General features: G+C 35.4%; 25 protein-coding genes. 23 read left to right on the forward strand and 2 right to left on the reverse strand.

Annotated features, from left to right (window positions below):
• The first annotated feature begins 105 nt into the window (after window positions 1-105).
• The 11 genes from FC70_RS08190 (at window position 106) to FC70_RS08240 (ending at window position 11,919) form a co-directional block, all read left to right on the forward strand.
• A complete protein-coding gene (locus tag FC70_RS08190) occupies window positions 106-549 on the forward strand; it encodes a GatB/YqeY domain-containing protein (RefSeq protein ID WP_057890508.1) in 444 nt (147 codons plus the stop codon).
• A gap of 162 nt (window positions 550-711) precedes the next feature.
• Window positions 712-1,695, forward strand: a complete 984-nt coding sequence (locus FC70_RS08195; RefSeq protein ID WP_057890509.1) for a PhoH family protein — start codon at window positions 712-714, stop codon at window positions 1,693-1,695.
• Window positions 1,695-2,180 carry an rRNA maturation RNase YbeY gene (gene ybeY, locus FC70_RS08200; RefSeq protein ID WP_057890510.1) on the forward strand — a complete coding sequence of 162 codons (486 nt, stop codon included), beginning with the start codon at window positions 1,695-1,697 and terminating at the stop codon, window positions 2,178-2,180. The genes FC70_RS08195 and ybeY overlap by 1 nt, the downstream gene beginning before the upstream one ends.
• Window positions 2,164-2,547 (forward strand): diacylglycerol kinase family protein, encoded by a 384-nt coding sequence (locus FC70_RS08205; protein WP_083478699.1) that lies wholly within the window; start codon window positions 2,164-2,166, stop codon window positions 2,545-2,547. Before ybeY ends, FC70_RS08205 begins: the two co-directional genes overlap by 17 nt.
• 34 nt (window positions 2,548-2,581) lie before the next feature.
• Window positions 2,582-3,490: a GTPase Era gene (gene era, locus FC70_RS08210; protein WP_057890512.1), complete on the forward strand. Its 909-nt coding sequence runs from the start codon at window positions 2,582-2,584 to the stop codon at window positions 3,488-3,490.
• Between the two features lie 44 nt (window positions 3,491-3,534).
• Window positions 3,535-4,332 (forward strand): DNA repair protein RecO, encoded by a 798-nt coding sequence (gene recO, locus FC70_RS08215; RefSeq protein ID WP_083478688.1) that lies wholly within the window; start codon window positions 3,535-3,537, stop codon window positions 4,330-4,332.
• A 277-nt stretch (window positions 4,333-4,609) separates the two neighbouring features.
• Complete coding sequence (gene glyQ / locus FC70_RS08220; RefSeq protein ID WP_057890513.1) at window positions 4,610-5,536, forward strand: glycine--tRNA ligase subunit alpha; 927 nt, start codon at window positions 4,610-4,612, stop codon at window positions 5,534-5,536.
• 1 nt (window position 5,537) lies between these two features.
• Window positions 5,538-7,613: a glycine--tRNA ligase subunit beta gene (gene glyS / locus FC70_RS08225; protein WP_057890514.1), complete on the forward strand. Its 2,076-nt coding sequence runs from the start codon at window positions 5,538-5,540 to the stop codon at window positions 7,611-7,613.
• Window positions 7,614-7,768: 155 nt separating this feature from the next.
• On the forward strand, window positions 7,769-9,631 hold the full coding sequence (gene dnaG / locus FC70_RS08230) for a DNA primase (protein ID WP_057890515.1): 1,863 nt from the start codon (window positions 7,769-7,771) through the stop codon (window positions 9,629-9,631).
• 3 nt (window positions 9,632-9,634) lie between these two features.
• Window positions 9,635-10,774, forward strand: coding sequence for an RNA polymerase sigma factor RpoD (gene rpoD / locus FC70_RS08235; RefSeq protein ID WP_057890516.1), 1,140 nt, complete (start codon window positions 9,635-9,637; stop codon window positions 10,772-10,774).
• Between the two features lie 140 nt (window positions 10,775-10,914).
• A complete protein-coding gene (locus tag FC70_RS08240; RefSeq protein ID WP_057890517.1) occupies window positions 10,915-11,919 on the forward strand; it encodes a nucleoid-associated protein in 1,005 nt (334 codons plus the stop codon).
• A 24-nt stretch (window positions 11,920-11,943) separates the two neighbouring features.
• On the opposite strand, the gene FC70_RS08245 is transcribed toward FC70_RS08240, so the two are convergent.
• Entirely contained in the window at window positions 11,944-13,116 is a 1,173-nt protein-coding gene (locus FC70_RS08245) for a multidrug effflux MFS transporter (RefSeq protein ID WP_057890518.1), read from the reverse strand.
• A 140-nt stretch (window positions 13,117-13,256) separates the two neighbouring features.
• On the opposite strand from FC70_RS08245, the gene FC70_RS08250 reads away from it, so the two are divergent.
• From FC70_RS08250 to pepT, 3 genes are read left to right on the forward strand one after another with little or no spacing between them, the layout of a single operon-like run.
• Entirely contained in the window at window positions 13,257-13,949 is a 693-nt protein-coding gene (locus FC70_RS08250) for a tRNA (adenine(22)-N(1))-methyltransferase (protein ID WP_057890519.1), read from the forward strand.
• Window position 13,950: 1 nt separating this feature from the next.
• Window positions 13,951-14,763 carry a Nif3-like dinuclear metal center hexameric protein gene (locus FC70_RS08255; RefSeq protein ID WP_057890520.1) on the forward strand — a complete coding sequence of 271 codons (813 nt, stop codon included), beginning with the start codon at window positions 13,951-13,953 and terminating at the stop codon, window positions 14,761-14,763.
• A gap of 4 nt (window positions 14,764-14,767) precedes the next feature.
• On the forward strand, window positions 14,768-16,009 hold the full coding sequence (gene pepT, locus FC70_RS08260; protein ID WP_057890521.1) for a peptidase T: 1,242 nt from the start codon (window positions 14,768-14,770) through the stop codon (window positions 16,007-16,009).
• 42 nt (window positions 16,010-16,051) lie between these two features.
• On the opposite strand, the gene FC70_RS08265 is transcribed toward pepT, so the two are convergent.
• The gene (locus FC70_RS08265; protein ID WP_057890522.1) at window positions 16,052-16,249 is read right to left on the reverse strand and encodes a DUF2929 family protein; all 198 of its coding nucleotides are present in this window, start codon (window positions 16,247-16,249) and stop codon (window positions 16,052-16,054) included.
• 237 nt (window positions 16,250-16,486) lie between these two features.
• Between FC70_RS08265 and dnaE the strand changes: the two genes are divergently transcribed.
• The 9 genes from dnaE to FC70_RS08310 all read left to right on the forward strand — a co-directional run bounded on the left by dnaE (window position 16,487) and on the right by FC70_RS08310 (window position 26,604).
• The gene (gene dnaE / locus FC70_RS08270; protein ID WP_057890523.1) at window positions 16,487-19,843 is read left to right on the forward strand and encodes a DNA polymerase III subunit alpha; all 3,357 of its coding nucleotides are present in this window, start codon (window positions 16,487-16,489) and stop codon (window positions 19,841-19,843) included.
• Window positions 19,844-19,860: 17 nt separating this feature from the next.
• Window positions 19,861-20,577: a transaldolase gene (locus tag FC70_RS08275; RefSeq protein WP_057890524.1), complete on the forward strand. Its 717-nt coding sequence runs from the start codon at window positions 19,861-19,863 to the stop codon at window positions 20,575-20,577.
• A gap of 200 nt (window positions 20,578-20,777) precedes the next feature.
• Window positions 20,778-22,199, forward strand: coding sequence for a pyruvate kinase (gene pyk / locus FC70_RS08280; RefSeq protein WP_057890525.1), 1,422 nt, complete (start codon window positions 20,778-20,780; stop codon window positions 22,197-22,199).
• Window positions 22,200-22,359: 160 nt separating this feature from the next.
• Window positions 22,360-23,235, forward strand: a complete 876-nt coding sequence (locus FC70_RS08285; protein WP_057890526.1) for a CvfB family protein — start codon at window positions 22,360-22,362, stop codon at window positions 23,233-23,235.
• Between the two features lie 3 nt (window positions 23,236-23,238).
• Window positions 23,239-24,126, forward strand: a complete 888-nt coding sequence (gene xerD / locus FC70_RS08290; protein WP_057890527.1) for a site-specific tyrosine recombinase XerD — start codon at window positions 23,239-23,241, stop codon at window positions 24,124-24,126.
• A gap of 39 nt (window positions 24,127-24,165) precedes the next feature.
• The gene (locus tag FC70_RS08295; protein ID WP_057890528.1) at window positions 24,166-24,525 is read left to right on the forward strand and encodes a hypothetical protein; all 360 of its coding nucleotides are present in this window, start codon (window positions 24,166-24,168) and stop codon (window positions 24,523-24,525) included.
• Window positions 24,518-25,312 carry a segregation and condensation protein A gene (locus tag FC70_RS08300; RefSeq protein WP_057890529.1) on the forward strand — a complete coding sequence of 265 codons (795 nt, stop codon included), beginning with the start codon at window positions 24,518-24,520 and terminating at the stop codon, window positions 25,310-25,312. Before FC70_RS08295 ends, FC70_RS08300 begins: the two co-directional genes overlap by 8 nt.
• Window positions 25,290-25,904 (forward strand): SMC-Scp complex subunit ScpB, encoded by a 615-nt coding sequence (gene scpB / locus FC70_RS08305; RefSeq protein WP_057890530.1) that lies wholly within the window; start codon window positions 25,290-25,292, stop codon window positions 25,902-25,904. Before FC70_RS08300 ends, scpB begins: the two co-directional genes overlap by 23 nt.
• Window positions 25,876-26,604 (forward strand): pseudouridine synthase, encoded by a 729-nt coding sequence (locus FC70_RS08310; RefSeq protein WP_057890531.1) that lies wholly within the window; start codon window positions 25,876-25,878, stop codon window positions 26,602-26,604. Before scpB ends, FC70_RS08310 begins: the two co-directional genes overlap by 29 nt.
• The last annotated feature ends 75 nt before the right edge of the window (window positions 26,605-26,679 follow it).

Consider the following 26,679-nt stretch of genomic DNA (forward strand, 5'->3'; position numbering starts at 1 on the left):
GTTGATGCTCCTGAGTCGAATGTTTTACATTCGGACAGGGGCATTTTCTTTTTGGATAAAATTAATTATAATAGAAGTAATCAATAATATTTGGAGGAATTTAACATGAGTTTATTAGAAACACTAACAGCAGATATGAAGACCGCTATGAAAGCTAAAGACAAAGATACTTTGAGTGTAATTCGGATGCTTAAAGCAGCAGCTATGAACGAGCAAATTAGTGTGGGCCATGATCTAACCGAAGAAGAAGAACTATCAGTTTTATCACGAGAATTAAAGCAACGTAAAGACTCACTAGCAGAATTTGAAAAAGCTGATCGTGAAGATTTAGTTTCTCACAATAAGATGGAAATTGAAGTTGTAGAAAAGTATATGCCAGCACAACTAACTGAAGAAGAAGTTAAGCAAATCATTGCTGATACAGTTAAAGCAGTTGGAGCTGAAAGTAAAGCCGATTTTGGTAAAGTTATGAGTGCAGTTATGCCAAAGCTTAAAGGCCAAGCTGATGGTAAATTGGTAAATCAAACAGTTAAAGATCTCTTAGCATAAAGCTGTTGATGTAAGCAAATTTATGTTAATATTTTAGCTAATATTAACGGAGCTGAGTCGGAGATAATCCTATAACATCAGTTCAGTAATTTAAGTTAGTCGAAAAAATAAAATTATCAATAGTATTATGTTGATGATTGCATAATTAAAGGAGACGCTTGTTTGGCTGAAAAAACTGCAGGTTATGAAAAAACATTTCACGTTAGTAATCCTGAGATAGAAATAGGATTACTGGGAACACAAGACAAATTTGTATCGTTACTGGAAGAAGGAATGTCGGTAACGATTAACCCATTTGGTGAAGATTTAAAAATCATTGGGGATGAGTTTGCGGTTGAAAAAACGTTACAAATTTTGCAAAAGTTAACTGAATTAATCAGTCATGGGATTCGTCTTGGTAGTACGGACATCGTTAGTGCGATGAAGATGGCTGATCGTGGGACTTTGCAATATTTTACTGATTTGTATAATGAAGTGATTATTAAAGATCGTCAGGGCCGTTCAATTCGCGTTAAAAATTATGGACAACGCCAATATATTAAAGCGATGCAGGATCACGACGTAACATTTGGGATTGGTCCAGCCGGAACCGGTAAAACTTTCTTAGCAGTTGCAACTGCGGTGGCTGCCTTACAAAAAGGCGATGTTGAAAAAATCATTTTAACGAGGCCTGCAGTTGAAGCGGGTGAAAGTCTGGGATTTTTACCAGGTGATTTAAAAGAAAAGGTTGATCCATATTTACGACCAATCTATGATGCCTTATATCAAATTCTTGGAGCCGAACATACTAATCGGTTAATGGATCGTGAAGTTATTGAAATTGCGCCGTTAGCATATATGCGTGGACGAACCTTAGATAGCGCTTTTGTTATCTTAGATGAAGCCCAAAATACGACCAATGCACAAATGAAGATGTTTTTAACGCGGCTTGGCTTTGGTTCTAAAATGGTAATTAATGGTGATATCTCACAAATTGATTTACCAAATGGAGCAAGAAGCGGATTAATTAGTGCCCAACATATTCTGCAAAATATTAAAAGAATCGAATTCGTTAACTTTAATGCTGATGATGTTGTTCGTCACCCCGTTGTGGCCAGCATTGTTAATGCATATGACCGCGATGATGAAGAAAAGCGAGCAAAATAATGGATTTAGAAATATATAATCAAACCACACAATTGGGTGTCACCGATGATCAACTTAAATTAGTTGAAACTATCTTGCAATATGCGGGTGAGTATATTAAGTTAAGTGATAATACTGAAATGTCCGTTACGTTTGTCAATAATGATCGAATTCAAGAAATTAACAAAGAATATCGTGGCGTTGACCGAGCAACGGATGTGATTAGTTTTGCAATTGAAGATTCAACGGATAATGATTTTCCAATTATTTTGAACGATGAAATGGAAGCAGAAATTCCTGAAAATATTGGTGATATTTTTGTTTCAATTGATAAAGTAGCAGAACAGGCCAAATTTTTAGGCCATTCTGATAATCGTGAATTAGGATTCTTAGTTGTTCATGGATTTTTACATTTAAATGGTTATGACCACCAAACTCAAGAAGATGAAGACGAAATGTTTACATTACAGAGGGATATTTTAGATGCGTATGGACTCAAAAGATAAGCGTCAAACAACTAAAAATAACCGTTTAATTCAGGCGATGCGTCATGCAAGTGCAGGCGTATGGTCTGTTTTGCGTCATGAACGGAATATGCGAATTCACTTAGTATTAGGAATTATCGCAATTTTTTTAGGGATTTGGCTTAAAATTAGGATTCAAGAGTGGTTATGGATTATTTTAGCGATTTTCTTTGTTATGATTAGTGAATTTGCTAATACGGTTGCAGAAGCCCTGACTGATTTAATTGTTAAAAATAACTATGATCCAATTGCTAAACGTATCAAAGATGTTTCTGCGGGAAGCGTACTGATGTCAGCTATTTTTGCTGTCATTATCGGTGCATTGATTTTTATTCCCAAAATATTTTAATGGTAACTAACGTCAAAAAGAAAGTGTGAATTATATGGATAACCCTAATTTTAAATCAGGATTTGTGGCAATTATTGGCCGCCCAAATGTTGGTAAATCAACATTATTAAATCAAGTTTTAGGACAAAAAATTGCAATTATGAGTGATGTTGCACAAACAACACGGAATAAGATTCAAGGAATTTATACAACACCAGAAGAACAAATTGTGTTTATTGATACCCCAGGTGTACATAAGCCTCAAACTCAATTAGGTGATTTTATGGAAAAATCAGCCATGTCAGCTTTAGATGAAGTTGATGCGGTATTATTCCTGGTTAATGCCGAAGAAAAACGTGGTGCTGGTGATAATTTTATTATTGATCGCTTAAAAACTGTTAAGCAACCAGTCTTTTTGGTTATTAATAAAGTTGATGCAATTCATCCTGATAAATTACTCCAAGTGATTGATCAGTATAAGGACGCTCAAGTCGATTGGAAGGAAGTTATTCCAATTTCAGCACTGAATGGTAACAATGTGGATGAATTATTAGGTGAATTAACTAAGTTATTACCAAATGGTCCCCAATACTATCCAGAAGATCAAATGAGTGATCATCCAGAACGATTCGTTGTGGCTGAATTGATTCGGGAAAAAATCTTTGAATTAACTGAAGAAGAAGTTCCACATTCAGTGGCGATTGATATTGAAAAAATTGAACGTGTGAATGATAAAAAAATTCAAATTCAAGCAACTATTATTGTTGAACGACCAGGCCAAAAGGGAATTATTATTGGTAAGGGCGGAAAAATGATTAAAGATATCGGTATTCGGGCCCGTAAGGATATTGAAGCATTAATGGGTGATCGAGTTAACCTTAAATTATTTGTAAAAGTAGTTGAAGGATGGCGTGATAAACCAACCATGCTAAAAGAATTTGGTTATAAGAAAAAAGACTACTAAAAAGTTTGTGCTCCTAACTGGATTTGATCAGAGGTGTTGATAAGGTGGCTACTAGTCAAGAATTTAATGGAATTATTATGTATCGCCGTGATTATAAAGAGCGTGATTTATTAGTTAAAATTCTGACTGATCAAATTGGTAAAACCATGTTTATGGTTAAAGATGCTAAAAAGCGAGGATCTCGAATTGGTCCGGGAGTACTGCCTAATACACATGGACGGTATGCCGGATCATTGAATCAAACTGGTATGAGCTTTATTAATGCGGTATTGGATGCAGAGCAATACTTTACGATTTCGCAAGATATTTTTAAGAATGCTTATGCGACTTACATTTTGGCTTTGTTAGATAGTGCCTACCAAGACAATCAGCCACTGGGTCATTGGTTTGAAATCATCTCAAATGCATTAACGTTGATTGATGAAGGTGCAGATGAGCAGATTATTGCTAACATTATTGAGATTCAGCTATTATCAGCATTTGGAGTTCAACCTGAATGGCGACAATGTGTTGTTTGTGGTCGTAATGACTTACCCTTTGATTATTCAATGAAGTATAACGGGCTAATCTGTCAGCAACATTTTTCGATGGATCTTCATCGACTCCATTTAGATCAAAAAACCATTTTTTTCTTACGCCAATTTTCAGTAATTAAAATGGACCAAATTAATAATATTAATGTAAGTGATGTAACTAAGAAGAACTTGCGGATTGTGATTGATCAAATTTATGACGAATCAGTTGGTTTGAAACTAAAAAGTAAAAAATTTATTGATGAAATGGATTCTTGGAGTGATAAACTAACTTTGAAACCACGAACCAATATTGACAAGCCTGAATGATTAAACTATCATTATAATTAATTGAATAACCAATGATGACGAAGGATTAATGAGTGACAAATAAAAGCGATGCTGAGGTAGTGAAAGTCAGCAATGTTCATTCTCGGCACTTTATCAGTTGGATTTAACTAAGCTGTTTTGCAATTATGCAAAAAAGCAGGGTGGAACCGCGAATAAAATCGTCCCTGTAAAGACTATTTATATATATTAGTCTTTACAGGTTTTTTATTTGTTCAAAAAAGCGTTTAAATTATAGTAACTGAAAGGGATTGATGAAATGACAGATAAGTTAGCAGTACAAGATATCATTTTAAAATTACAAAAATATTGGGCAGATCAAGGATGCATGTTAATGCAGGCCTATGACACGGAAAAAGGTGCTGGTACTATGAGTCCATATACTTTTTTACGAGCAATTGGACCAGAGCCTTGGAATGCTGCATATGTAGAACCATCAAGACGTCCAGCCGATGGTCGTTATGGTGATAATCCTAATCGCTTATATCAACATCATCAATTTCAAGTAATCATGAAGCCATCACCTGATAATATTCAAGAACTATATTTAGGTAGTTTACGTGAATTAGGAATTGAACCGTTGGAACATGATATCCGCTTCGTTGAAGATAACTGGGAAAATCCTTCAATGGGTTGTGCTGGTGTTGGTTGGGAAGTTTGGCTTGATGGCATGGAAGTTACCCAATTTACTTATTTCCAAGTGGTTGGTGGTTTAACCATGGATCCAGTCGCTTCTGAAGTTACTTATGGTCTAGAACGACTATCTGAATATATTCAAGACGTGAATAATGTTTATGAACTTGAATGGGCCGATGGTGTATTATACGGGGACATCTTTAAAGAACCTGAATATGAACATTCAAAATATTCATTTGAAGAAAGTAATCAAGAAATGTTATTGAAGTTTTTTGAAGAATATGAAAAAGAAGCCACGCGATTAATCGAGCAAGGGTTAGTTCATCCAGCATATGATTATGTCTTGAAATGTAGTCACGCATTTAACTTGTTAGATGCTCGTGGTGCGGTTTCAGTAACCGAGCGAGCTGGTTATTTAGCACGAATTCGTAATATGGCACGGGCGATTGCACGAGCTTTTGTGGCAGAACGAAAAAAATTAGGCTTCCCATTAATTAAGGATGAAGCTAAACGACAAGCACTATTAGTTGATGAAGAGGAGGCTAAGTAACATGTCACATACATTTTTATTAGAAATTGGCGTTGAAGAAATGCCTGCTCATGTTGTAACTCCTAGTATCAAACAATTAGCTACGCGAGTTAGTTCATATTTAGAGGAAGCACGAATTGATTTTGATGATATCAAAGAATTTGCAACGCCAAGACGGATGGCATTGTTAATCAGTGGTTTAGCTGATAAGCAACCAGATATTGATGAAGAAGTTAAGGGACCTGCTAAAAAGATTGCACAAGATGATGAAGGTAATTGGTCAAAAGCTGCGATTGGGTTTACTCGTGGACAAGGTGTAACCGTTGATGACATTACTTTTAAAGAACTTAAAGGTGTTGAATATGTTTATGTTGAAAAGCATGTAGCTGGTCAATCAGTTAACGATATTCTAACCGGCTTAGATAAGGTTATCATGGCAATGAATTTTCCAACTATGATGAAGTGGTCAACTCATAAGTTTGAATTTGTTCGCCCAATCAAATGGTTGGTAGCATTACTAGATGACCAAGTAATTCCATTCTCAATTTTGGATATTACAACTGGCAATCAATCAATGGGACACCGTTTCTTAGGTAAGTCACTTGAACTTAAAACAGCAACTGATTATGAAGCCGCATTAGAAGCGGAATTTGTAATCGCTGATCAAGCTAAGCGTAAGGCTTTAATTCGTGAACAGATTGCCCAAATTGCCAAGCAACATGATTGGCTTGTAGATGTTGATGAAGCATTACTTGAAGAAGTTAATAACTTAGTTGAATGGCCAACTGCCTTTAATGGTGCATTTGATGAACAATATTTAGTTTTGCCTGATGAAGTACTGATTACATCAATGAAAGAACATCAACGTTTCTTTTTTGTTCGTAGTCATGATGGCAAATTATTACCTAATTTCATTTCAGTTCGAAATGGAAATGCGGCTCATTTAGATAACGTTGCTCGTGGAAATGAACGAGTGCTAACTGCTCGATTAGAAGATGCTAAGTTCTTTTATGAAGAAGATCAACAAGTTACGATTAGTGAATATGTTGAACGACTTAAAAATGTTACGTTCCATGATAAGATTGGTTCTATGTATGAAAAAATGCAACGGGTGACAGTTTTAGCAGCCATTTTAGGTGATAAGTTAAGCTTTACTGATGCAGAACAAACTGATTTGAAACGTGCTAGTCAAATTTATAAATTTGATTTAACTACGGGGATGGTTGGTGAATTTGCTGAACTCCAAGGAGTAATGGGTGAAAAATATGCCTTACTTCAAGGTGAAACTGCTGATGTTGCTAAAGCAGTTCGCGAACATTATTTACCAATTTCAGCTGAAGGAAGTTTACCTGAATCAAAAATTGGGTCAGTTTTAGCAATTGCTGATAAGTTTGAAAGTATGCTCAGTTTCTTCTCTGTCGGTATGATTCCAAGTGGATCAAATGATCCATATGCATTGAGACGACAAGCATTTGGTATCGTACGAATTATTGAAGAAAAGCAATGGCATCTTGAATTATTAGATATTGAAACAGAATTGGTTAAGTCAATGACCGAAGCCGGTGTAAACCCTAATTTTGATATGACTAAAGTTACAGCTGATGTAAATTCATTTATTTCGGATCGGATTCGTTTAACCTTAGAAAATAAAAAGTATCGTTATGACATTATTGAAGCTGCTGTTACCGGTAAGCAAAATGATATTGCTAAGGTAATTGAGACAGCAACGGTCTTGGATGCACATAAAGATGATGCTAACTTTAAAGACTCGATTGAAGCTTTAACTCGAGTTTTGAGAATTGCACAAAAAAATGAGATTAATCCAGATCATTTAGCTGTCGATGCTAAATTATTTCAAGCTGCATCAGAGCAACAATTACTTGATCAAGTTACCGTAATTGAGAATGCGGCAGTCAATACAATTGAGCAAGTTTATCAACAATTAGCAAGTTTACAACCAACGATTGAAGCTTATTTTGATGATAATATGATTATGGATAAAGATGAACAAGTTAAGAACAACCGACTTAATCAATTAGCCAGAGTTGCCAAGTTAACTGAACAACTTGGTAACTTGAATGAGTTAATCGTCAAATAAGTTTGAGAAACTTGACAAACCTGTATGCCAAACGCATTCTGATTGACAATTTTTGTAATTGCGTTAAGATATATATTGAATAATTATGTAGTTTATTAGTCGCGTTTCGAGTGAACGCGGCTATTCGCAACTTAACGTAGAAATGAGGGGTTTGGATGGCAACCAGAATTCCTGAGGAAGTCATTGATCAAGTTCGTAGCTCCGTTAATATTGCGGATGTGATTGGTCAGTACGTTCAATTAAAGAAATCGGGTAAGAATTTATTTGGGGTATGCCCATTTCATGATGAAAAAACTGGTTCATTTTCAGTTAATGAAGAAAAACAAATTTTTCATTGTTTTAGTTGTGGACGTGGGGGTAACGTTTTTCGATTCTTTATGGAACTCGAAAATATTTCTTTTCCAGAGGCTGTCATTAAAGTGGCTGAGGATGCGCATATTGATTTACCAACTGAATATCAATCAAAAGAATATGTGATTGAAAGCCAGCAAAATTCATTATCTGGGCAGTTAACTGATTTACATGAACAAGCAGCTAATCTATATCATCATATTTTAAAAAATACGCAAGCTGGGCAGCAAGCACTCCAATATCTTCATGAACGTGGGATGACTGATGAGATTATTGATCAATTTGGAATTGGGTTTGCACCTGAACAGCGATTGCTGTATCCGTTTTTTGAAGAAAAGAAAGTTGAATATCAGCTTTTAAGACAAACGGGGATGTTTGCTGAAGATCAATCAGGTAAATTACATGATCGATTTTCAGGTCGTGTGATGTTCCCGATTAAGAATCAAAATAGTAAAGTCATTGCCTTTTCTGGACGATTATTGAGTACTGAAAATACTGATATGCCCAAGTATTTAAATAGTCCGGAAACTGAAATCTTTAATAAACGACGAACCTTGTTTAACTTTGATGTTGCGAGAAAAAGTGTCCGTCAGTCACAACGACTAATTTTGTTTGAAGGCTTTATGGATGTGATTGCCGCTACTAGAGCAGGAGTTACTTGCGGAGTAGCTTCCATGGGAACCAGTCTAACGGAAGAACAAATTAGCATGATGGAACGTGTTACTTCAGCCGTTGATGTTTGTTACGATGGGGATGATGCTGGTCAAAATGCAACTAATCGTGCTTTATCATTAATTAGTGAGCAAAGCTCAAAAATTAAATTAGGTGTGGTTAGTATGCCGGCTGGGATTGATCCAGATGAGTATGTGCAAGAATATGGTGAAGATAAACTAGCTGAATGGCTGGATAATGCTAAACAAACGCCAGTAGCTTTTCAAATGACGTTTTTAAAACGTAATCTAAATGTTGATAATGAAGTTGACCAGTTAAGTTATTTACATTCAATTTTAAAAGTAATTGCGAATGTGCCGGATTCATTGGAACAAGATGTTTATCTTAACCAATTAGTACAACAATTTAATCTTGATAAACAGACTTTACAAGGACAACTACAAGAAGTTAGACGGCAAGTTAAAGCTCAGAATCCAAAGCATCAATCTAAAAATGAGTATTATCGTCGTGAAGAACAACCGATAATTCAACATGATGTTGAAATCTTGGACCAAACCAAACGGGCTGAACGAATGTTATTACGATTGATGTTACATGATCGTGATGTTTGGTATTATGTTAAAGGAAAAGAAAATTTTTACTTTGCACATGAGTCATTTCAAACATTATATTTACTGGCGCAAAGTTATTTCACTAAACATGATGTTTATGCAGCTAATGAATTCTTTGATTATTTAGAAGATGATAAGTTACAACGACTAATGATTGATTTAGAAGAAATTGAAGCTAGCGATGAAGTAAGTATGGACGCGGTTGATGATTATCTCAATGTAATTGTGCATAAAACACCATTGAAACAACTCATTACAGAAAAAAAAGCGCAACTTAATGAAGCAACTAAATTCGGTAATAAAGAATTGGAAGAGTCATTGACGATTGAAGTAATTAATTTGATGAAACAACAACAAGAACAACTACAAGGCGGAGGAAAATAATTAATGGCAAAGAAAAAAGAAGAAAAAATTATTTCAAACTTGGAAGATTTCGATCAAAAGAAATATGATGCTGCTGTTGGTAAATTGATTCGTGACTATAAAAAAGATAAAGAAATTAAATTTGATGAATTAACCGATAAGATTGCGTCACCATTTGGTTTAGTTGAAGATGGAATGGAAAATCTAATTTCAAATATCGAAGATGCTGGAATTAGTGTTGTCGATGAGAATGGTGATCCAGATCCTCGTGCTTTAAGAACTGAAAAAGAAATTTCAAGTAAAGAATTAAAAGATACTTCTGCACCAACTGGAATCAAAATTAATGATCCCGTTCGGATGTATTTGAAGGAAATTGGGCGCGTTAATTTGTTGAAAGCTGAAGAAGAAGTTAAATTAGCTGAACGAATTGAAGCGGGTGAAGAAGAAGCTAAACAAGAATTAGCTGAAGCTAACTTGCGTTTAGTTGTTTCAATTGCTAAACGTTATGTTGGTCGTGGAATGCAATTCCTTGATTTAATCCAAGAAGGTAATATGGGATTAATGAAGGCCGTTGAAAAATTTGATTATCGTAAAGGTTTCAAGTTTTCAACTTATGCAACTTGGTGGATTCGTCAAGCGATTACACGTGCCATTGCCGATCAAGCTCGGACAATTCGGATTCCAGTTCATATGGTTGAAACGATTAATAAGTTAATCCGGATTCAACGTCAATTACTTCAAGATTTGGGTCGCGAACCTACACCTGAAGAAATTGGTGCTGAAATGGATATGCCAACTGAAAAAGTTCGTGAGATTCTAAAAATTGCACAAGAACCAGTATCTTTGGAAACACCAATTGGTGAAGAAGATGATTCTCATCTAGGTGATTTTATTGAAGATCAAGATGCAACTAGTCCAGCTGAGCATGCGGCTTATGAATTATTAAAAGAACAACTTGAAAACGTTCTTGATACTTTAACTGATCGTGAAGAAAATGTCTTACGTTTACGATTTGGTCTCGATGATGGTCGGACTCGTACCTTAGAAGAAGTTGGAAAAGTATTTGGTGTAACTCGAGAACGAATTCGCCAAATCGAAGCCAAAGCACTTCGTAAGTTACGTCATCCATCACGTTCAAAACAATTAAAAGATTTCTTGGAATAGCAACAAATTGCTATATACAATTAAATGAAAAGAGTGGTCTGATTAAGATCATTCTTTTTATTTTTAGCATTATTTGTATAATACAAGTAATTTTTAAATGGTATACTTTTAACATTGAATAAAAAGAAAGTGGTATTAGAATGGATGTTTATTTAAAGCAAGCTATCATGCACGTCATTGATCGTGGATTTGGGGATCCTGTATTTTCACAAACTAATTTAGATTTAACCAATATTAATATTCGTGAATATCTAACTAAGAAAATTGAAAAGTTAGTATCAGCTCAATCGAAAACGGGAATGTTAGTTGAAGGATCAAAAATGGCACAACTAATTAAAATTGCTCCTGATGATTTTGAAAAGGTTAGTAAAGAGATTGTTGAACAGTGGTTTAGTATTTATAAACAAAGTGAAGATGCACCAAGTGCAGATGTCTTTGTAATTTTATATGAAGATGATGCACAAGCGTATATTGCCATGTTGAAAGTTGATTATCATCAAGGATTTACTCATTTAATTGGCGACCAAGATGGTAAGTTATCAAATGAATTGATTATTCATCAGTCGATTTTATCCGGTAAAACAACAAAAGCAGATGAAGGATTTAGTGTCCAGGTTGCTGAATTGACTTATCAATTAATGGAGAAAAAATATACTTTCTCTGGTGACAAGATGGAATATTTATCAACCAAGGTGATTGAAAGTGCACCAATGCCATCATTAGAACAAAATGTAAAGACAGTAAAAAAAATTGCCGAGAAGGTTGCTAAACAATATGATGTTCCAAAGTTTGAAGTTGTGAACCAAGTTAAAGAAGCTGTGCAAGAATCAATTGATCAAGAACAAGCAATTGATACTGACGTGATTGCAAAACATATTTTCAAAGATAATGTTTCAGCGCAGGTAGAGTTTAATGACACGATTGCGCAAGAAGTTGAATCACCTAAAATGCCAGTTTCAAAGGCAGTGCAAGAAATTGCTACTAAAAAATATGGTAAACAGAAATTAAAATTATCGAATGGAATCGAATTAACCGTACCATTAGATGTTTATCAAAATCCCGATTTAATTGAATTTCAAAATCATCCTGATGGAACAATTTCTGTCATGATTAAGAATGTTGAAAAAGTGATTAGTAAATTGTAATAAGATACTAAAAGAAGCAGCTGCCTAAGCGACTGCTTCTTTTGTGTTTAATAGATAGAATGCTCCAATGGAGATAATTTGAAAAATAAACATAATTGCAAACATTGGGGTCGGACTACCAGATCCAAATAAGCCAACTAAGGGTGAACTAATGCCACCAGCGATATTTCCAAACAAACCGACCATTGCTGAAGAAATACCAGCGTTAATTCCTGGAACCTGCATGGCTAAATCAGTGGCTAGTGCAGTCGTAAAACCAAATCCAGAGATAATTAAGAAAATACCAATGATTGAAATTAAATGATTGTTAATGGTGAAACCATTTATCAACATGCAACTGATAACAATGATAGTAGCAAATAAGTTAATTTTAACCATGATTTTACTTCTAAAATAACTAACCATTCGGCCAGCAATAAAACTACCGAAAGCAATTCCAGCGCCATTTAATGCATACATCAAGCTGAACTGAGTCGTACTAAAGTGAAAGACACCTTGATAGATAAATGATGACCCGGAAATATAACAAAATAAAACGCCATTAGCCATACATAAAATAAGAGTTGGTTGCCAAAATGCCTTAGCATGTCCTAGAGAACGTAGTGATTTACGACTGAATGTGGCTTCAATTTTTTTAGGTGCAGTCTCGGGTAAAAATAATGAATTGATGACTAAAATAATACCGACAAAACCTAAAACAACAAAAATTAATGACCATGGTCCAATTAGTAGCGTCATTGAACCAATAATCGGTGCAATAACGGGGAAAATACCATTAATTGACATTAGATTAGCATAAAAGCGGGTTAACTTTTTACCAGTGAACATATCTTTAGCAATTGCGCGGGATAAGACATTACCGCTGGCACCAGCTAAACCTTGAAAAAAGCGAATTACTAAAAATAAAGTAATATTAGTAATGAAGGCGAGCATAAATGATGTGATGACGAAAATAATTAATCCAACAATTAATGGAATTTTTCGACCAATTCGATCACTAATTGGGCCAATTAATAATTGGCCAATTGCTAAGCCAACAATGCAGGTACTAATACTCATTTGAATTAAGGAAGTGGAAGTATGAAATGTGGCAGTCATTGATGGTAATGCCGGAAGATACATATCTAATGATAAAGGGCCAAAAGCACTGAGAGTTCCAAGAAGTAATACAAGCCAAAGTGAAGATTTATTTTTCATTTTTTTGCGACCAATCTTTTAAAAATTACGAATATAATTATTCTATCAAAATTTAGGTAGGGATAGTTAATTTTAATATTAAGTTAGTGATATTTACTATATACTATTGGTATTAACGAAAAAAGAAATGAGTGAAATTAATGGATTCATTACATCTTTCAAAACGTTTAGCGACGGTAGCTAAATATGTACCCGATGATGCACGAATGGCTGATATTGGCTCTGATCATGCTTATTTACCAGCTAATTTAGCTTTAAATCAACGAATTGACTTTGCAATTGCAGGTGAAGTGGCTAAAGGTCCCTTTCAAAATGCACAAGCTGAAATTAGCGGCCATCAGTTGACCAAGCAAATTGAAGCACGACTAGCTGATGGTTTAGCAGCGATTGAGTTATCAGATCGAATCGATACAATCACGATTGCTGGTATGGGTGGAACTTTAATTAGTGACATTTTGGAACAAGGTAAAAGTAAATTAAGTAATATTTCAAGATTAGTATTGGAACCTAATGTTGGTTCAGAGATTGTTAGAACTTGGTTGGTTGATAATTACTTTGAAATTACAGCAGAAGAAATTCTTTCTGAAGATAATCATGTTTACGAAATTATTGTGGCTGAACCAGTTGATTTAAAAGCAATTTATTCTGATCAAGAAATTTTATTTGGACCATTTTTATTAAAAGAAAAATCGGCTGCATTTAATGAAAAATGGCAATCGCAAATTAATCATTTAAACGAAGCAATTAAGCAGATGGAGCAGGCATCAAAAGTTCCATCCGAAAAAATTGAAGAGTTTAAACGAGAGATTAGTTTAATTGAGGAAGGATTATAAAATGATTGCACAAGAATTTATTGATTATTTTGAACAGTGGGCACCAAAGTCAATTGCTGAAGATGGCGATCCAGTTGGACTACAACTAGGTAATCCAATGCAATCTGTAAAAAAAGTAATGACTACGCTGGATGTTCGACCAGAAGTAGTGGAAGAAGCAATTAATCAAAAAGTTGATTTTATTTTTGCACATCATCCTATGATTTTTCGAGCACCGCATAATTTAGATTTAAGCGTGCCACAAAACGCGATGTATGCACAGTTAATTAAACATAATATTGTCGTTTATGGTGCACATACAAATTTGGACAATGTGAATGGTGGTATGAATGATTGGTTAGCAGCGCAATTAGAGTTAATAAATTTAGAACCATTATTAACTGGTGGAACGCATCCAATCACAGGTGAACGTTATGGTATGGGTCGTGTTGGTGAACTTAAACAAACGATGACAGTAACTGAATTTGCTCAATATGTAGCGGATAAGTTTGATGTTCCTGGGTTAAGAATTGTGGCGGGTAAGGATAAAACGATTAACCGAGTTGCTGTATTAGGAGGTTCTGGTGGTCAGTTCTATTTAGATGCGATTAAAAAGGCAGCTGATGCATATGTAACCGGTGATATTTCATATCATACGGGACATGATATTATTGCTAATAATTTAGTTGCGATTGATCCAGGGCATCATTTTGAATCTATCTGCAAAGTTAAACTGCACGAGTTATTTAATCAATGGCAGGCAGCTAATAATTGGCCCATTGAAATTGTGGAATCACAACTTAGTACGGAGCCGTTTAAATTTATGATGAGGTGATTGAGTGACTAAATATAATGATTTATTAGAACGCTTTATTGGTTATGTTAAACAAGAAACACGGTCTAATGATAAAAGTAGGACGATTCCATCGAGTCTCAACCAAATTCAATTTGCCGAAAAATTAAAAGTTGAGTTGATAGAAATTGGGGTTAATAATGTTCGAATTAATCCGATTAATCAATATGTGTTAGGGACAATTAAAAGTAACTTGGATTTTGAAGTGCCTTCGATTGGCTATTTAGCACACATTGATACAGCAGATTTTAATGCTAAAAATGTATCACCACAGATTATTGAAAAGTATGATGGAATTAGCGAAATTAAGTTAGGTGAAAGCAACTATCGGTTGAATCGTCAAGAATTTCCAGCGTTAGAAAATTATATTGGGCATACTTTGATTACGACTGATGGAACGACACTATTGGGCGCTGATGATAAAGCTGGCGTTGCTGAAATTGTGACAATGGCAAAATATTTAGTCGAACATCCAGAAGTTAAACATGGTGATATTCAACTTGGATTTGGACCAGATGAGGAAATTGGAAGCGGTGCGGATCAGTTTGATGTTCAAGATTTTGATGCTGATTTTGCGTATACAGTCGATGGCGGACCATTGGGCGAACTAGAATTTGAAACCTTTAATGCAGCGATGGCTGAAATTACGATTGAGGGGAAGGATGTTCATACCGCAACCGCTAAAAATGTCATGATTAATGCTTTACAAGTGGCCTTTGAATTAAATAGTAAATTGCCAATTCATGATCGGCCAGAGCTAACAGATGGTCGTGAAGGCTTCTTTCATTTAGATAAATTATCAGGGACGGTTGATCACGCTGTAATGGAATATATTATTCGTGATCATGATCAACATAAATTTGCAAATCGCAAGCTAGCGTTAGAAAATATTGTAGATGCTTTAAATGAAATCTATGGTGATAACCGAGTGCAGTTAAAATTGGTTGATCAATATTACAATATGCGTGAAGTGATTGAAGAACACATGGAGGTTGTTGAAATCGCGAAAACTGCAATGGAAGATTTAGGAATTGAACCCGTTATTTATCCGGTCCGTGGTGGGACAGATGGGTCTAAAATTTCATTTATGGGATTACCAACCCCTAATCTGTTTGCAGGTGGTGAAAATATGCATTCACGATTTGAATTTGTTTCGCTTGAGGTAATGAAACAAGCAGTTGATGTGTTATTAAAAATTAATGAATTAAATGTTAAGTATAAAAAATAAACTTCGTTGAGTTTTCAACGAAGTTTGTTTTTTTATATTAAATTATTTACTTGGAGCTTCAGCACTTTTAGTAATCCAACTGAATGCATTAGCAGCAAATAGTCCCATAACAATTGATAAAACTCCCATTGTAACTGGGCTAATTGTTAAAATATCAAGTTGCCCACAAATATAACCTAGGACTTCACCTAAGATTAATGCCCAAAAAGCAGCAGTTATGTTTGCCATAATAAGACGCATCTTCTTCACCTCACATAATATAGACACTAGTTTATCACAAATTAGAAAAAAGTGTAAAAAAAATTCATAACTAATAATATTGGTATACTTCAAAAAAATGTTGTTTATTGATGCTATAATTGATAGTATAGATGTTATTAGGTTTACAAGAACGATATTGGTATATCTTAATGATTTTTTCTGGTCAACGGTTAATGACTATTATTTGATATAATCAATGTGAAAGGGAGTTAGTATATGAGCTTTGTACCGTTACAAGTCCTCAGTAGCTACAGTTTACTGAAAAGTACCTCACAAATTAAACAGCTAGTTGCGAGTGCCAAAGATCGTGGATATACTGCTCTAGCAATTACCGATGAAAATATTTTATATGGTGTCTTTGATTTTTATAATGAGTCAATTAAACAGGGCATTAAGCCAGTTATTGGAATGACATTAGTTTTACCATCCAGTGCGATTTCAGATGGTGATCAACGATTAGTATTATTGGCTAAGAATTATGAAGGTTATCGTAATTTAATGAAAATTACGACGACAATCCAAACGATAGAACGTGGGAAATCAATCAATCTCGATGATTTAACTGATTGGTTTGGTGATTTATTTGTAATTCTACCGACAGATAACGATGTCTATCGCTTAATTCAAGCTGGTCAAGCTGAAACAGCGGTAGCATATTTTGATAATCTTGCTAAATCGGTCGATGAATCAAGTTTACTAATCGGAATCAATCCAGGTGTTGATGCAATTTTACAGCAAACAATTCAGCAGTTTGCTGATCAGCGTGGCTCGAAATTAGTTGGACTTACTAGAGTAGGCTATTTAAATGCAGATGATCATTTTGCTGTAGAAGTTTTGCGTTCGATTGAACGTGGTGATCAGATGAATCATCCTGAAGAATTAGCTAAACAGTCAGGTGATCATTATCTTAAAACTGCTGCTGAAATTGAGCGAGACTTTAAACAAGTCGGGTTAAGTGAAGCGGCTAATATGACACAAATTATTGCTGCTAAAACGGATGTTAAGTTAGAATTCCAAGCAACCATATTGCCGAAATTTAAAAATGAAAGTAAGACAGACTCGTTTACTTATTTAAAACATTTATGTGTTGAGGGGCTAAAACGGCGCCAACTTGCTGAAAATTTCACCCTAGATGATTATCGTCAGCGACTTGCGCAAGAATTAAAAATTATTCATGCAATGGGATTTGATGATTATTTCTTAATCGTGGGGGATGTAATTGCCTACGCGCATCAAAATAAAATTATGACTGGTCCTGGTCGTGGATCAGCGGCTGGATCATTAGTAGCATATTCATTGGCAATTACAGATGTAGACCCATTGCAATATGAATTACTGTTCGAGCGATTTTTGAATCCGGAACGAATTCAAATGCCGGATATTGATTTAGACATTCCAGATGATCGCCGAGAAGAAATTTTACACTATGTTCACGATAAGTATGGGCATCAACGAGTTGCCCAAATCATTACATTTGGGACACTAGCGACGAAACAAGTATTACGTGACGTCGGTCGAGTATTCGGTTTGTCACAGTTTGAAGCCAGTGAATGGAGTAAAACTATTCCGCCAGTGTTGAAGATTACTTTAGATGAGGCTTTTAAGCAATCACAAGCATTACAAAATCTCATTGCAGATACTCCTAAAAATCAATTAATCTTTGACACCGCTAAGCGATTAGAAGGATTGCCAAGACATTATTCAACCCATGCGGCTGGGATTGTCTTGTCCCAAGAGTCATTGGAAGATTTAGTACCACTTCAAGATGGTGGCGATGGGATGTTAATGACGCAATTTGCTAAGGATACCGTTGAAGCAATTGGATTGTTAAAAATTGATTTTTTAGGTTTACGAAATTTATCAATTTTAGATAATGCGGTTAAAATTATTCAACAAAATCACCCAGAATTTAAGCTTACCCAAGTATCGTTAGATGATGAAAAAACACTGCAACTATTTCAACAAGGCGATACGAATGGGGTTTTCCAATTTGAATCAAGTGGAATTAAAAATGTATTGCGCCGATTACATCCGGAAACGTTTGAATTAATTGTTGCGGTGAATGCATTATATCGGCCAGGGCCAATGGAAAATATTGATACCTTTATTCAACGGAAAAAAGGCAATGAACCAGTTAATTATCCGGATGATTCATTGAAGAATATTTTAGGCGTTACGTATGGAATTTTAGTTTATCAAGAACAAGTTATGCAAGTAGCTTCGAAGATGGCTAATTTTAGTTATGGCGAAGCCGATTTATTGCGGCGAGCTATGAGTAAGAAAAAGCAAAGCGTAATGGATTCAATGCGGAGTAAATTTATCCGTGGTGCTAAAGGTAATGGTTACTCAGATGAGGTAGCTGACCGAATTTTTAATTATATTGATCAATTTGCTAATTATGGATTTAATCGATCACATGCAGTAGCCTATTCAAAATTAGCGTTTGAATTAGCATATGTTAAAGCCTGGTACCCAGCAGCGTTTTTGATTTCATTATTGAATACCGTTACGAATGATGCTACCAAAATTAGAATGTATTTAACTGAAGCCCAAAAGTATCAAGTTAAGGTTAATGGACCAGATATTAACTTAAGCCAACGAGAATTTACATTACAAGGCGAACGAATTTTATTTGGCCTTGGGGATGTAAAAGGCTTGAGACGTGATATGATTCGCGATTTACTTGAATTACGAAAAACTGACGGTCCGTTTACGAGCTTGTTGAATTTTATTCAACGGTTAGATTCAAAATGGCGTAAGAAAGAGTTAATTGCGCCATTGGTATATGTCGGTGCATTCGATGGATTGGGTAATAATCGGGCTGAGTTGGTTGAAGCATTACCAAAGATTATTGATAGCGTAGAATTGACCGGTTCGAGTTTAAGCTTGTTTGAAGAATTACAACCAACAATTTCGGAACATCATGAGTTTAGTTTAGAGCAACGATTAGGATTTGAAGAAGAGTATTTAGGGGCATATCTATCTGGTCATCCAGTGAGTCAATATACTGAAGCTGGGGCACAATTAGGTATTACACCGATAACCGAATTAGTAAATCAAGCTAAAGTTAAAATCTTTGTTTTTGTGACAAATGTTAAAGTGATTCGGACTAAACGTGGTGAACAAATGGCATTTGTTTCTGGTAGTGATCAAACCGGATCAATTGAAGTGACCATCTTTCCACAACTATTTAAACATATTGGTGATTTACTTGAAAAAAATAGAATTCTAATTGTTGAAGGAAAAGTTGAAACTGATCGTCGATTACAAGTGGTTGCTAACCAGATTCAGGATGCCAAAACGGTAATTGTTAAAAATAATCAAGCAAAGCAATCACGACGATGGGTTTTAAGAATTGATTCAGATCATGAAGATCAGCAAACGCAAATAAATTTAGAACAGCTATTAGTGCAACAAGCTGGTAATACGCCAGTAATTATTTTTGAACAACGAACTAATCAAAAGCTTATTCAACCTAAGGAGCGTTGGATTCCTGATTCGGATGGAATTCAAGCTCAATTGGTTGAGATTCTTGGAATTAAGAATGTTGTACTACAAACTATTAAACAATAGAAGGGTGATTATATATTATGGAACCAAAATTCGATATTGAAGTATATTCAGATGGAGCAGATATTAACGATATGCTCACAGATGCAAAGCGAGATTATGTGACTGGATTTACGACTAATCCATCATTAATGAAAAAAGCAGGCATTACGAATTATTTGGAATTTGCTAAGAATGCTATCAAGGAATTACCTGATTATGGAATTTCATTTGAAGTTTTTGGTCATGATAATGAAACCATGAAAAAAGAGGCTGGGATTATTTCAGCTTTAGGGAAAAATGTCTTTGTTAAAATTCCAATCGTGTTAGCCGATGGAACTAGTAATGCACCATTGATTAATGATTTATCACACGCGGGAATTAAAGTTAATGTCACCGCATTATCAACGATTGAACAAGTACAAGAAACAGTTGATAACTTAGATGATAACGTTCCGGCACTAGTGTCGATTTTTGTGGGTCGGGTTGCTGATACTGGTCAAAATCCTAATGAATTTGTGAAACAAAGTGTTGCGGTCACAAAACAACATCCGAACGCAAAATTATTGTGGGCATCAACGCGTGAAGTGATTAATGTTTATCAGGCGCAAGATATGGGCGTGGATGTAATTACGGTTCCACCAACGATTTTAGCTAAGTTAGGAAAAACTGGTAAATCTGCTTATGATGTATCAATTGATACGGTTAAGGGATTTGATAAAGATATTTCAAGCTTAGGATTTAGTATTTTAGACTAATCAAAAGCGTAAGTTATTTCTCTAAATTTAAGGGAAATAATGATTAAATTTTAATGATTATCACAGAAAATCAGATGATACCGTTTTCATTTTTGAAACTTATCATAAACACGCGACATCGATTTTAAAAAGTGATAAACTAACTTCTGTACAAAAAGGATATTTTATTGTCCGGATAACTCAAAGGAGAGATTTTACTTATGAAGAAAACCAAGATCGTTAGCACACTTGGTCCTGCCAGTAGCGACGTTGATACAATTGTAAAGTTGATTGAATCAGGAGCAAATGTTTTCCGTTTCAACTTCTCACATGGTGATCACGAAGAACACCTTGGACGTATCACAAATGTTCACACAGCCGAAGAAATTACAGGCGTTAAAGTTGGACTAATGCTAGATACTAAGGGTGCTGAAATTCGTACTACTGTTCAAGCAGAAGGTAAGATTGAATTCAACATTGGCGACAAACTACGTATTTCAATGGATGATAGTCTTGAAGGAACACACGACAAGATTGCTGTTACTTACCCTGGATTGTTTGACGACGTTCAAGTAGGTGGACACGTATTATTCGATGATGGTTTGATCGACATGCTAATTGAAGATAAAGATGCTGCTAACAAAGAACTTGTTGTTACAGTACAAAACCATGGTTTATTAGGTTCACGTAAGGGTGTTAACGCACCTGGTGTTTCTATCAACCTTCCTGGTATTACTGAAAAAGATGCAAGCGATATTCGTTTTGGTTTAGATAACGAAATCAACTTTATTGCTGCTTCATTTGTACGTAAGCCACAAGACGTTCTTGATATTCGTGCTTTACTTGAAGAAAAGAACATGGGTCATGTTCAAATCTTCCCTAAGATCGAATCACAAGAAGGTATTGATAACATTGATTCAATTATGGAAGTTTCAGAAGGACTTATGATTGCTCGTGGAGACATGGGTGTTGAAATTCCAGTTGAAAATGTTACTTCAGCTCAAAAATCATTGATTCGCAAGTGTAACTTACTTGGTAAGCCAGTTATCACAGCTACACAAATGCTTGATTCAATGCAAGAAAACCCACGTCCTACACGTGCCGAAGCTTCTGATGTTGCCAATGCTGTCTTTGATGGTACTGACGCAACAATGCTTTCAGGTGAAAGCGCAAACGGAGACTACCCAGTAGAATCTGTTGCAACAATGGCACGTATTGACGAAAAATCTGAAAATGAATTAGACGAATTCGGTACTGAAATTTTTGATTTCAATACTGCTGACGTTACAGAAGCAATTGGTTCATCAGTTGCTCTAAGTGCTGATGCACTTGGAATCAACACAATTGTTGCTGCAACTCGTTCAGGTTATACTGCACGTATGATCTCTAAATATCGTCCAAATGCTAACATTTTAGCACTTACATTTGACGAACGTACTCAACGTGGATTGACAGTCAACTGGGCTGTTCAACCATTCCAAGTTGAAGCACCTAAGAGCATGGATGATTTATTTGAAGAAGCTTCAGTAAAGGCTAAAGAATTTGGCTTTGCTGTAACTGGTGAAAAAATCATCGTTGTTGCTGGATTCCCTGTTGGTGAAGAAGGTACAACTAACACAATGCGTATCCAAACAATCAAATAATTTTTTGATGATTAAGTAGAACCTTTCGGGGTTCTATTTTTTTGTCTAAAATTATCGATTATGGTCTAAAATAATGATGTTTATTTTTAGTAGCTTTCATATTGGGTCATTTACGTGTAAAATGAAGAATGACGCAATATAAGAATCTCGAGGAAAAATAATGAATCCAAATCTAGGAAGTATCGTAACTGCCAAAATGATCGATGAAAATGATGAATTTTATTTCGTTCAAATTGATGGTGAAACATATAAATTACCCAAACAAGAATTAGATCAAGAATTGCATATTGGTGGCATGATTAAAGGCTTTGTTTATGAGAATGAAGATCACCAATTACAAATGACGACTAAAATCCCAGATGTTCGTCGTGAACATTTTTCATATGGAACTGTGGTTGCAGTTCGTCGTGATTTAGGAGTCTTTGTTGATATTGGCTTACCTAATAAAGATGTTGTGGTATCAATTGATGAATTACCAACTGTGAAACCACTCTGGCCACAACAAGGCGACAAATTGATGATTGCCTTAAAATTTGATAATCATGATCGGATGTGGGGACAATTAGCTGATGAAGAGATGTATACGGCAATTGCTAACCGAGCAGATGATCATTTAAAGAATGTCGATATGACGGCTACTGTTTATCGTTTGAAAATGGTGGGAACACTAGTATTAACTGATGAATTTTACCTTGGCTTTATTCATCCAAGTGAACGTGAAGTTGAGCCTCGCCTTGGACAACACGTGAAAGTTCGTGTAATTGGTGTTCGTCCAGATGGAACATTGAATTTATCAATGAAACCACGTAGTTTTGAAGCAATACCAGAAGATGCTCAAATGCTAGTTGCAATGATGGAACATTCTGGAGTTAACGCAATTCCTTATACAGATAAAACTGATCCTGAAACCATTCGTGAAGTGTTTGGAATTAGTAAGGGTCAATTTAAACGTGCTATTGGTAATTTATTGAAGCAACGGTTAGTTGAACAAGTTGATGGTGAATTAAGATTGTTGGATAAGCAAGACGGAGAATAATCGATGAATGATATATTGCAAGATTATTTGCATTATTTAAGAATTCAACGGGGGTTAGTTGAAAATACGATTATCAGTTATAAGCAAGATTTAGTCGCTTTTTCGGAATATCTAACCGAACAAAAAATTACAAGCTGGGATAAAGTTGATCGTTATGATGTATTGAATTATTTAGCGAAGTTACAAACTGAGAAAAAAGCTAAAAGTTCAGTATCACATTTGATTTCAACATTACGCCAGTTTTTTTCATACCTGGTAAATGAAGATAAGATTGCTATTAATCCGATGATTCATATTGACCCACCTAAAGGCGCACAACATTTGCCTCAAGTTTTAACCAGCGAAGAAGTTGAAAGACTACTTGAGGTTCCAGATTTATCAAAACCACTGGGAATTCGTGATCGAGCTATTTTGGAAGTAATGTACGCAACTGGATTACGGGTCAGTGAGTTAATTAATTTAACGATGGATGAATTACATTTAGAAATGGGACTGATTCAGCCACTAGGTAAAGGGGATAAAGAACGAATTATTCCGATTGGTGAAGTCGCAATTGACTGGTTGAATAAGTATATGAATGGCGCTCGTTTAACTTTGTTAAAGCAACAAAAAAGTAAGTATATCTTTTTAAATGCACATGGGCGGCAATTAACGCGGCAAGGAATCTGGAAAAACTTAAAGGCAATTGTTGTTAAAGCAGGGATTACTAAAAATGTAACACCACATACATTACGACATTCATTTGCCACGCATATTTTGGAAAATGGTGCTGATTTAAGAGTTGTTCAAGAATTGTTAGGCCATGCTGATATCTCAACAACCCAAATATATACGCATATTTCTCGCAAACGAATGGCAGAAGTTTATAAAAAATTTCATCCACGGGCATAAAATGATAAACTATAAAAAGAAGTTTAAAGGAGCAATTCAATGTTAGTAAGCTATCGTAGTGATTACGAAAAAATTACCATGGGACTGCTGTCATTTATCCCTGAGTTAAAGCCACTCACGAGATTACAAAAAGAAATGCAATGGTATTTAAAAAGTGAAAATCGACCAGTTTATTTATGGCGGAATGAGGATGATCATTTTATTGGGGTGGTTTGTTGTGAAGTAGGCAATGATTATGTCTTAATTCGGCGCTTATCATTTACACCAACTAACCGAACCGGTCGTGAAATATTTGCGTTATTGACCGCTATTAATGAAACTTATCCAGACAAACGACTAATGGGGACCATGGATAATCAACCGATTGTGACTAATTGGAGGCGTATGAAACATGCCTAGCAATGAAGTAAGCAAGTTAGTTAATCAGCCAACTATCAAGGTTAGTGATTTTGAAGGCCCGTTAGATTTACTATTACACTTAATTCGTAGTTCAGAAATGGATATCTATGATATTCAGATTAGTGCTATTACAGGTCAATATGTAGATTATTTACACAACATGAAAGAAAACCAATTAGAAGTCGCTGGTGAGTATGTTGTGATGGCCGCAACGTTAATGGCCATTAAAAGTCAGATGTTATTACCTAATGAACCGATTGAAGAAGAAATAACGGATGATGAAGATTTAAATGATCCGCGGCAAGAATTAGTTGATCAACTATTAGAATATAAGCGTTATAAGCAAGCAGCTCAACAACTTAAAGAAAAAGAAGAACTGCGACAACAGGAATATACCCGCCAAGCAATGAGTATTCCGGCTGGTGTTGTCAGTGCTAAGTTAGCTCCGGGTGTGACCGTTCAACAATTGCAATCAGCGTTTGATAAAGTACTTAAACGTAAGATAATCAATGAACCTCTAAACCAAACCGTTCAAGGTGAAGCTGAGAGCATTTCAGCTCGAATCAAACTAGTACTACACCGAGTAATGAGTGGAATCCAAAGTTTTGAAAATTTATTTGAAGGTCAAGTCACCGTGGAAGATTTAGTAACAACTTTTTTTGCAATTTTAGAATTATCTAAGCATCAAGCAATTTTAATTGAGCAACAAGATAGTTTTGGACCGTTGATGTTGTCAATCGGGCCACATAGTGAGGAGTATGAGAATGACCAATTTGGAGCAGATTGAGGGATTATTATTTATCAGTGGCGATGAAGGAATCACCGTGACGGATATTGAACAAATTACTGGGTTTATGCGACCAGCGATTAGTTTAATGTTGGACCGATTATCAGCAAAGTATGAAGACGATGATGATTCGGCGTTAATCTTGTTAAACAGTGACCAAACATATCGGTTGGCTACGAAACAAGAGTTATCACCAATTATTAAACGATACTTTGAAGTGCCGCTCAGTACCCCATTATCACAAGCCTCACTTGAGGTCTTGGCTATTATTGCTTATCGTCAACCAATTACTCGGTTAGAAATCGATGAAATTCGTGGTGTGCAAAGTTCGGCTACCTTACAAAAATTAATTTTACAAAATTTAATTGAAGAAAATGGTCGTTTGAATGCACCTGGACGTCCATTCCTATTTGTTACTAGTAGTTATTTCTTGGATTATTTTGGGTTAAATGCGCTAGAACAGTTACCACCATTAAGTGAACAAACGGACATTGATCCAGAAGAAATGTCGGGTGATTTATTTTTACAAGCATTTGAAAACCGTAAACGTGAAGGAGAACAAAATGGAACGACTACAAAAAGTAATGGCTGAGGCCGGAATTGCATCTCGACGAAAATCTGAAGTTTTAATTGCTGAAGGTCACGTTCAGGTCAACGGCGAAACTGTAACGGAACAAGGAATTAAGGTGGGAATTCATGATCAAGTGAGTGTCGATGGCATTCCATTAAACCATGCAAAATTAGTGTATTACTTACTGAATAAGCCTCGAGGAGTCATTTCTTCATCTAAAGATGACAAAGGCCGCAAAACGGTGGTCGATATTTTAGCTGAGAATGTTGATGCTCGAGTATATCCGGTCGGACGTTTAGATTATGATACAACTGGACTTTTACTATTAACTAATGATGGTGAAATGGCAAATAAATTAACGCATCCACGATTTGAATTTGAAAAAACCTATGTTGCTAAAGTGCAAGGCATTGTTAAAAATGAAGAAATGAAGCAATTACGGTTAGGGGTTAAGGTTGAAGGTCGTAAAACACACCCTGCTAAGACTAAAGTGTTAGATACTGATACTACTAAAAGAACTTCATTAGTTGAGTTGACGATTCATGAAGGTCGTAATCATCAAGTTAAGAAAATGATGAAGGCCGTTGGTCATGAAGTTATTAAACTACATCGTGAGTCATATGGATTTTTGACGTTACAAGGCGTTCAAAGTGGTGAATTTAGAGCGCTAAGAACAAGTGAAGTAATGGAATTGAGAAAACAAACGGGACTTTCAGAATAAATTTAATGATAAAAGGTTGTTTGTAAATAATTCATTTGATACAATTCATTTGAAGCGTATGAAAGTGCGCTAAAA

The sequence above is a fragment of the Paucilactobacillus oligofermentans DSM 15707 = LMG 22743 genome (assembly GCF_001434315.1).
Classification (GTDB): domain Bacteria; phylum Bacillota; class Bacilli; order Lactobacillales; family Lactobacillaceae; genus Paucilactobacillus; species Paucilactobacillus oligofermentans.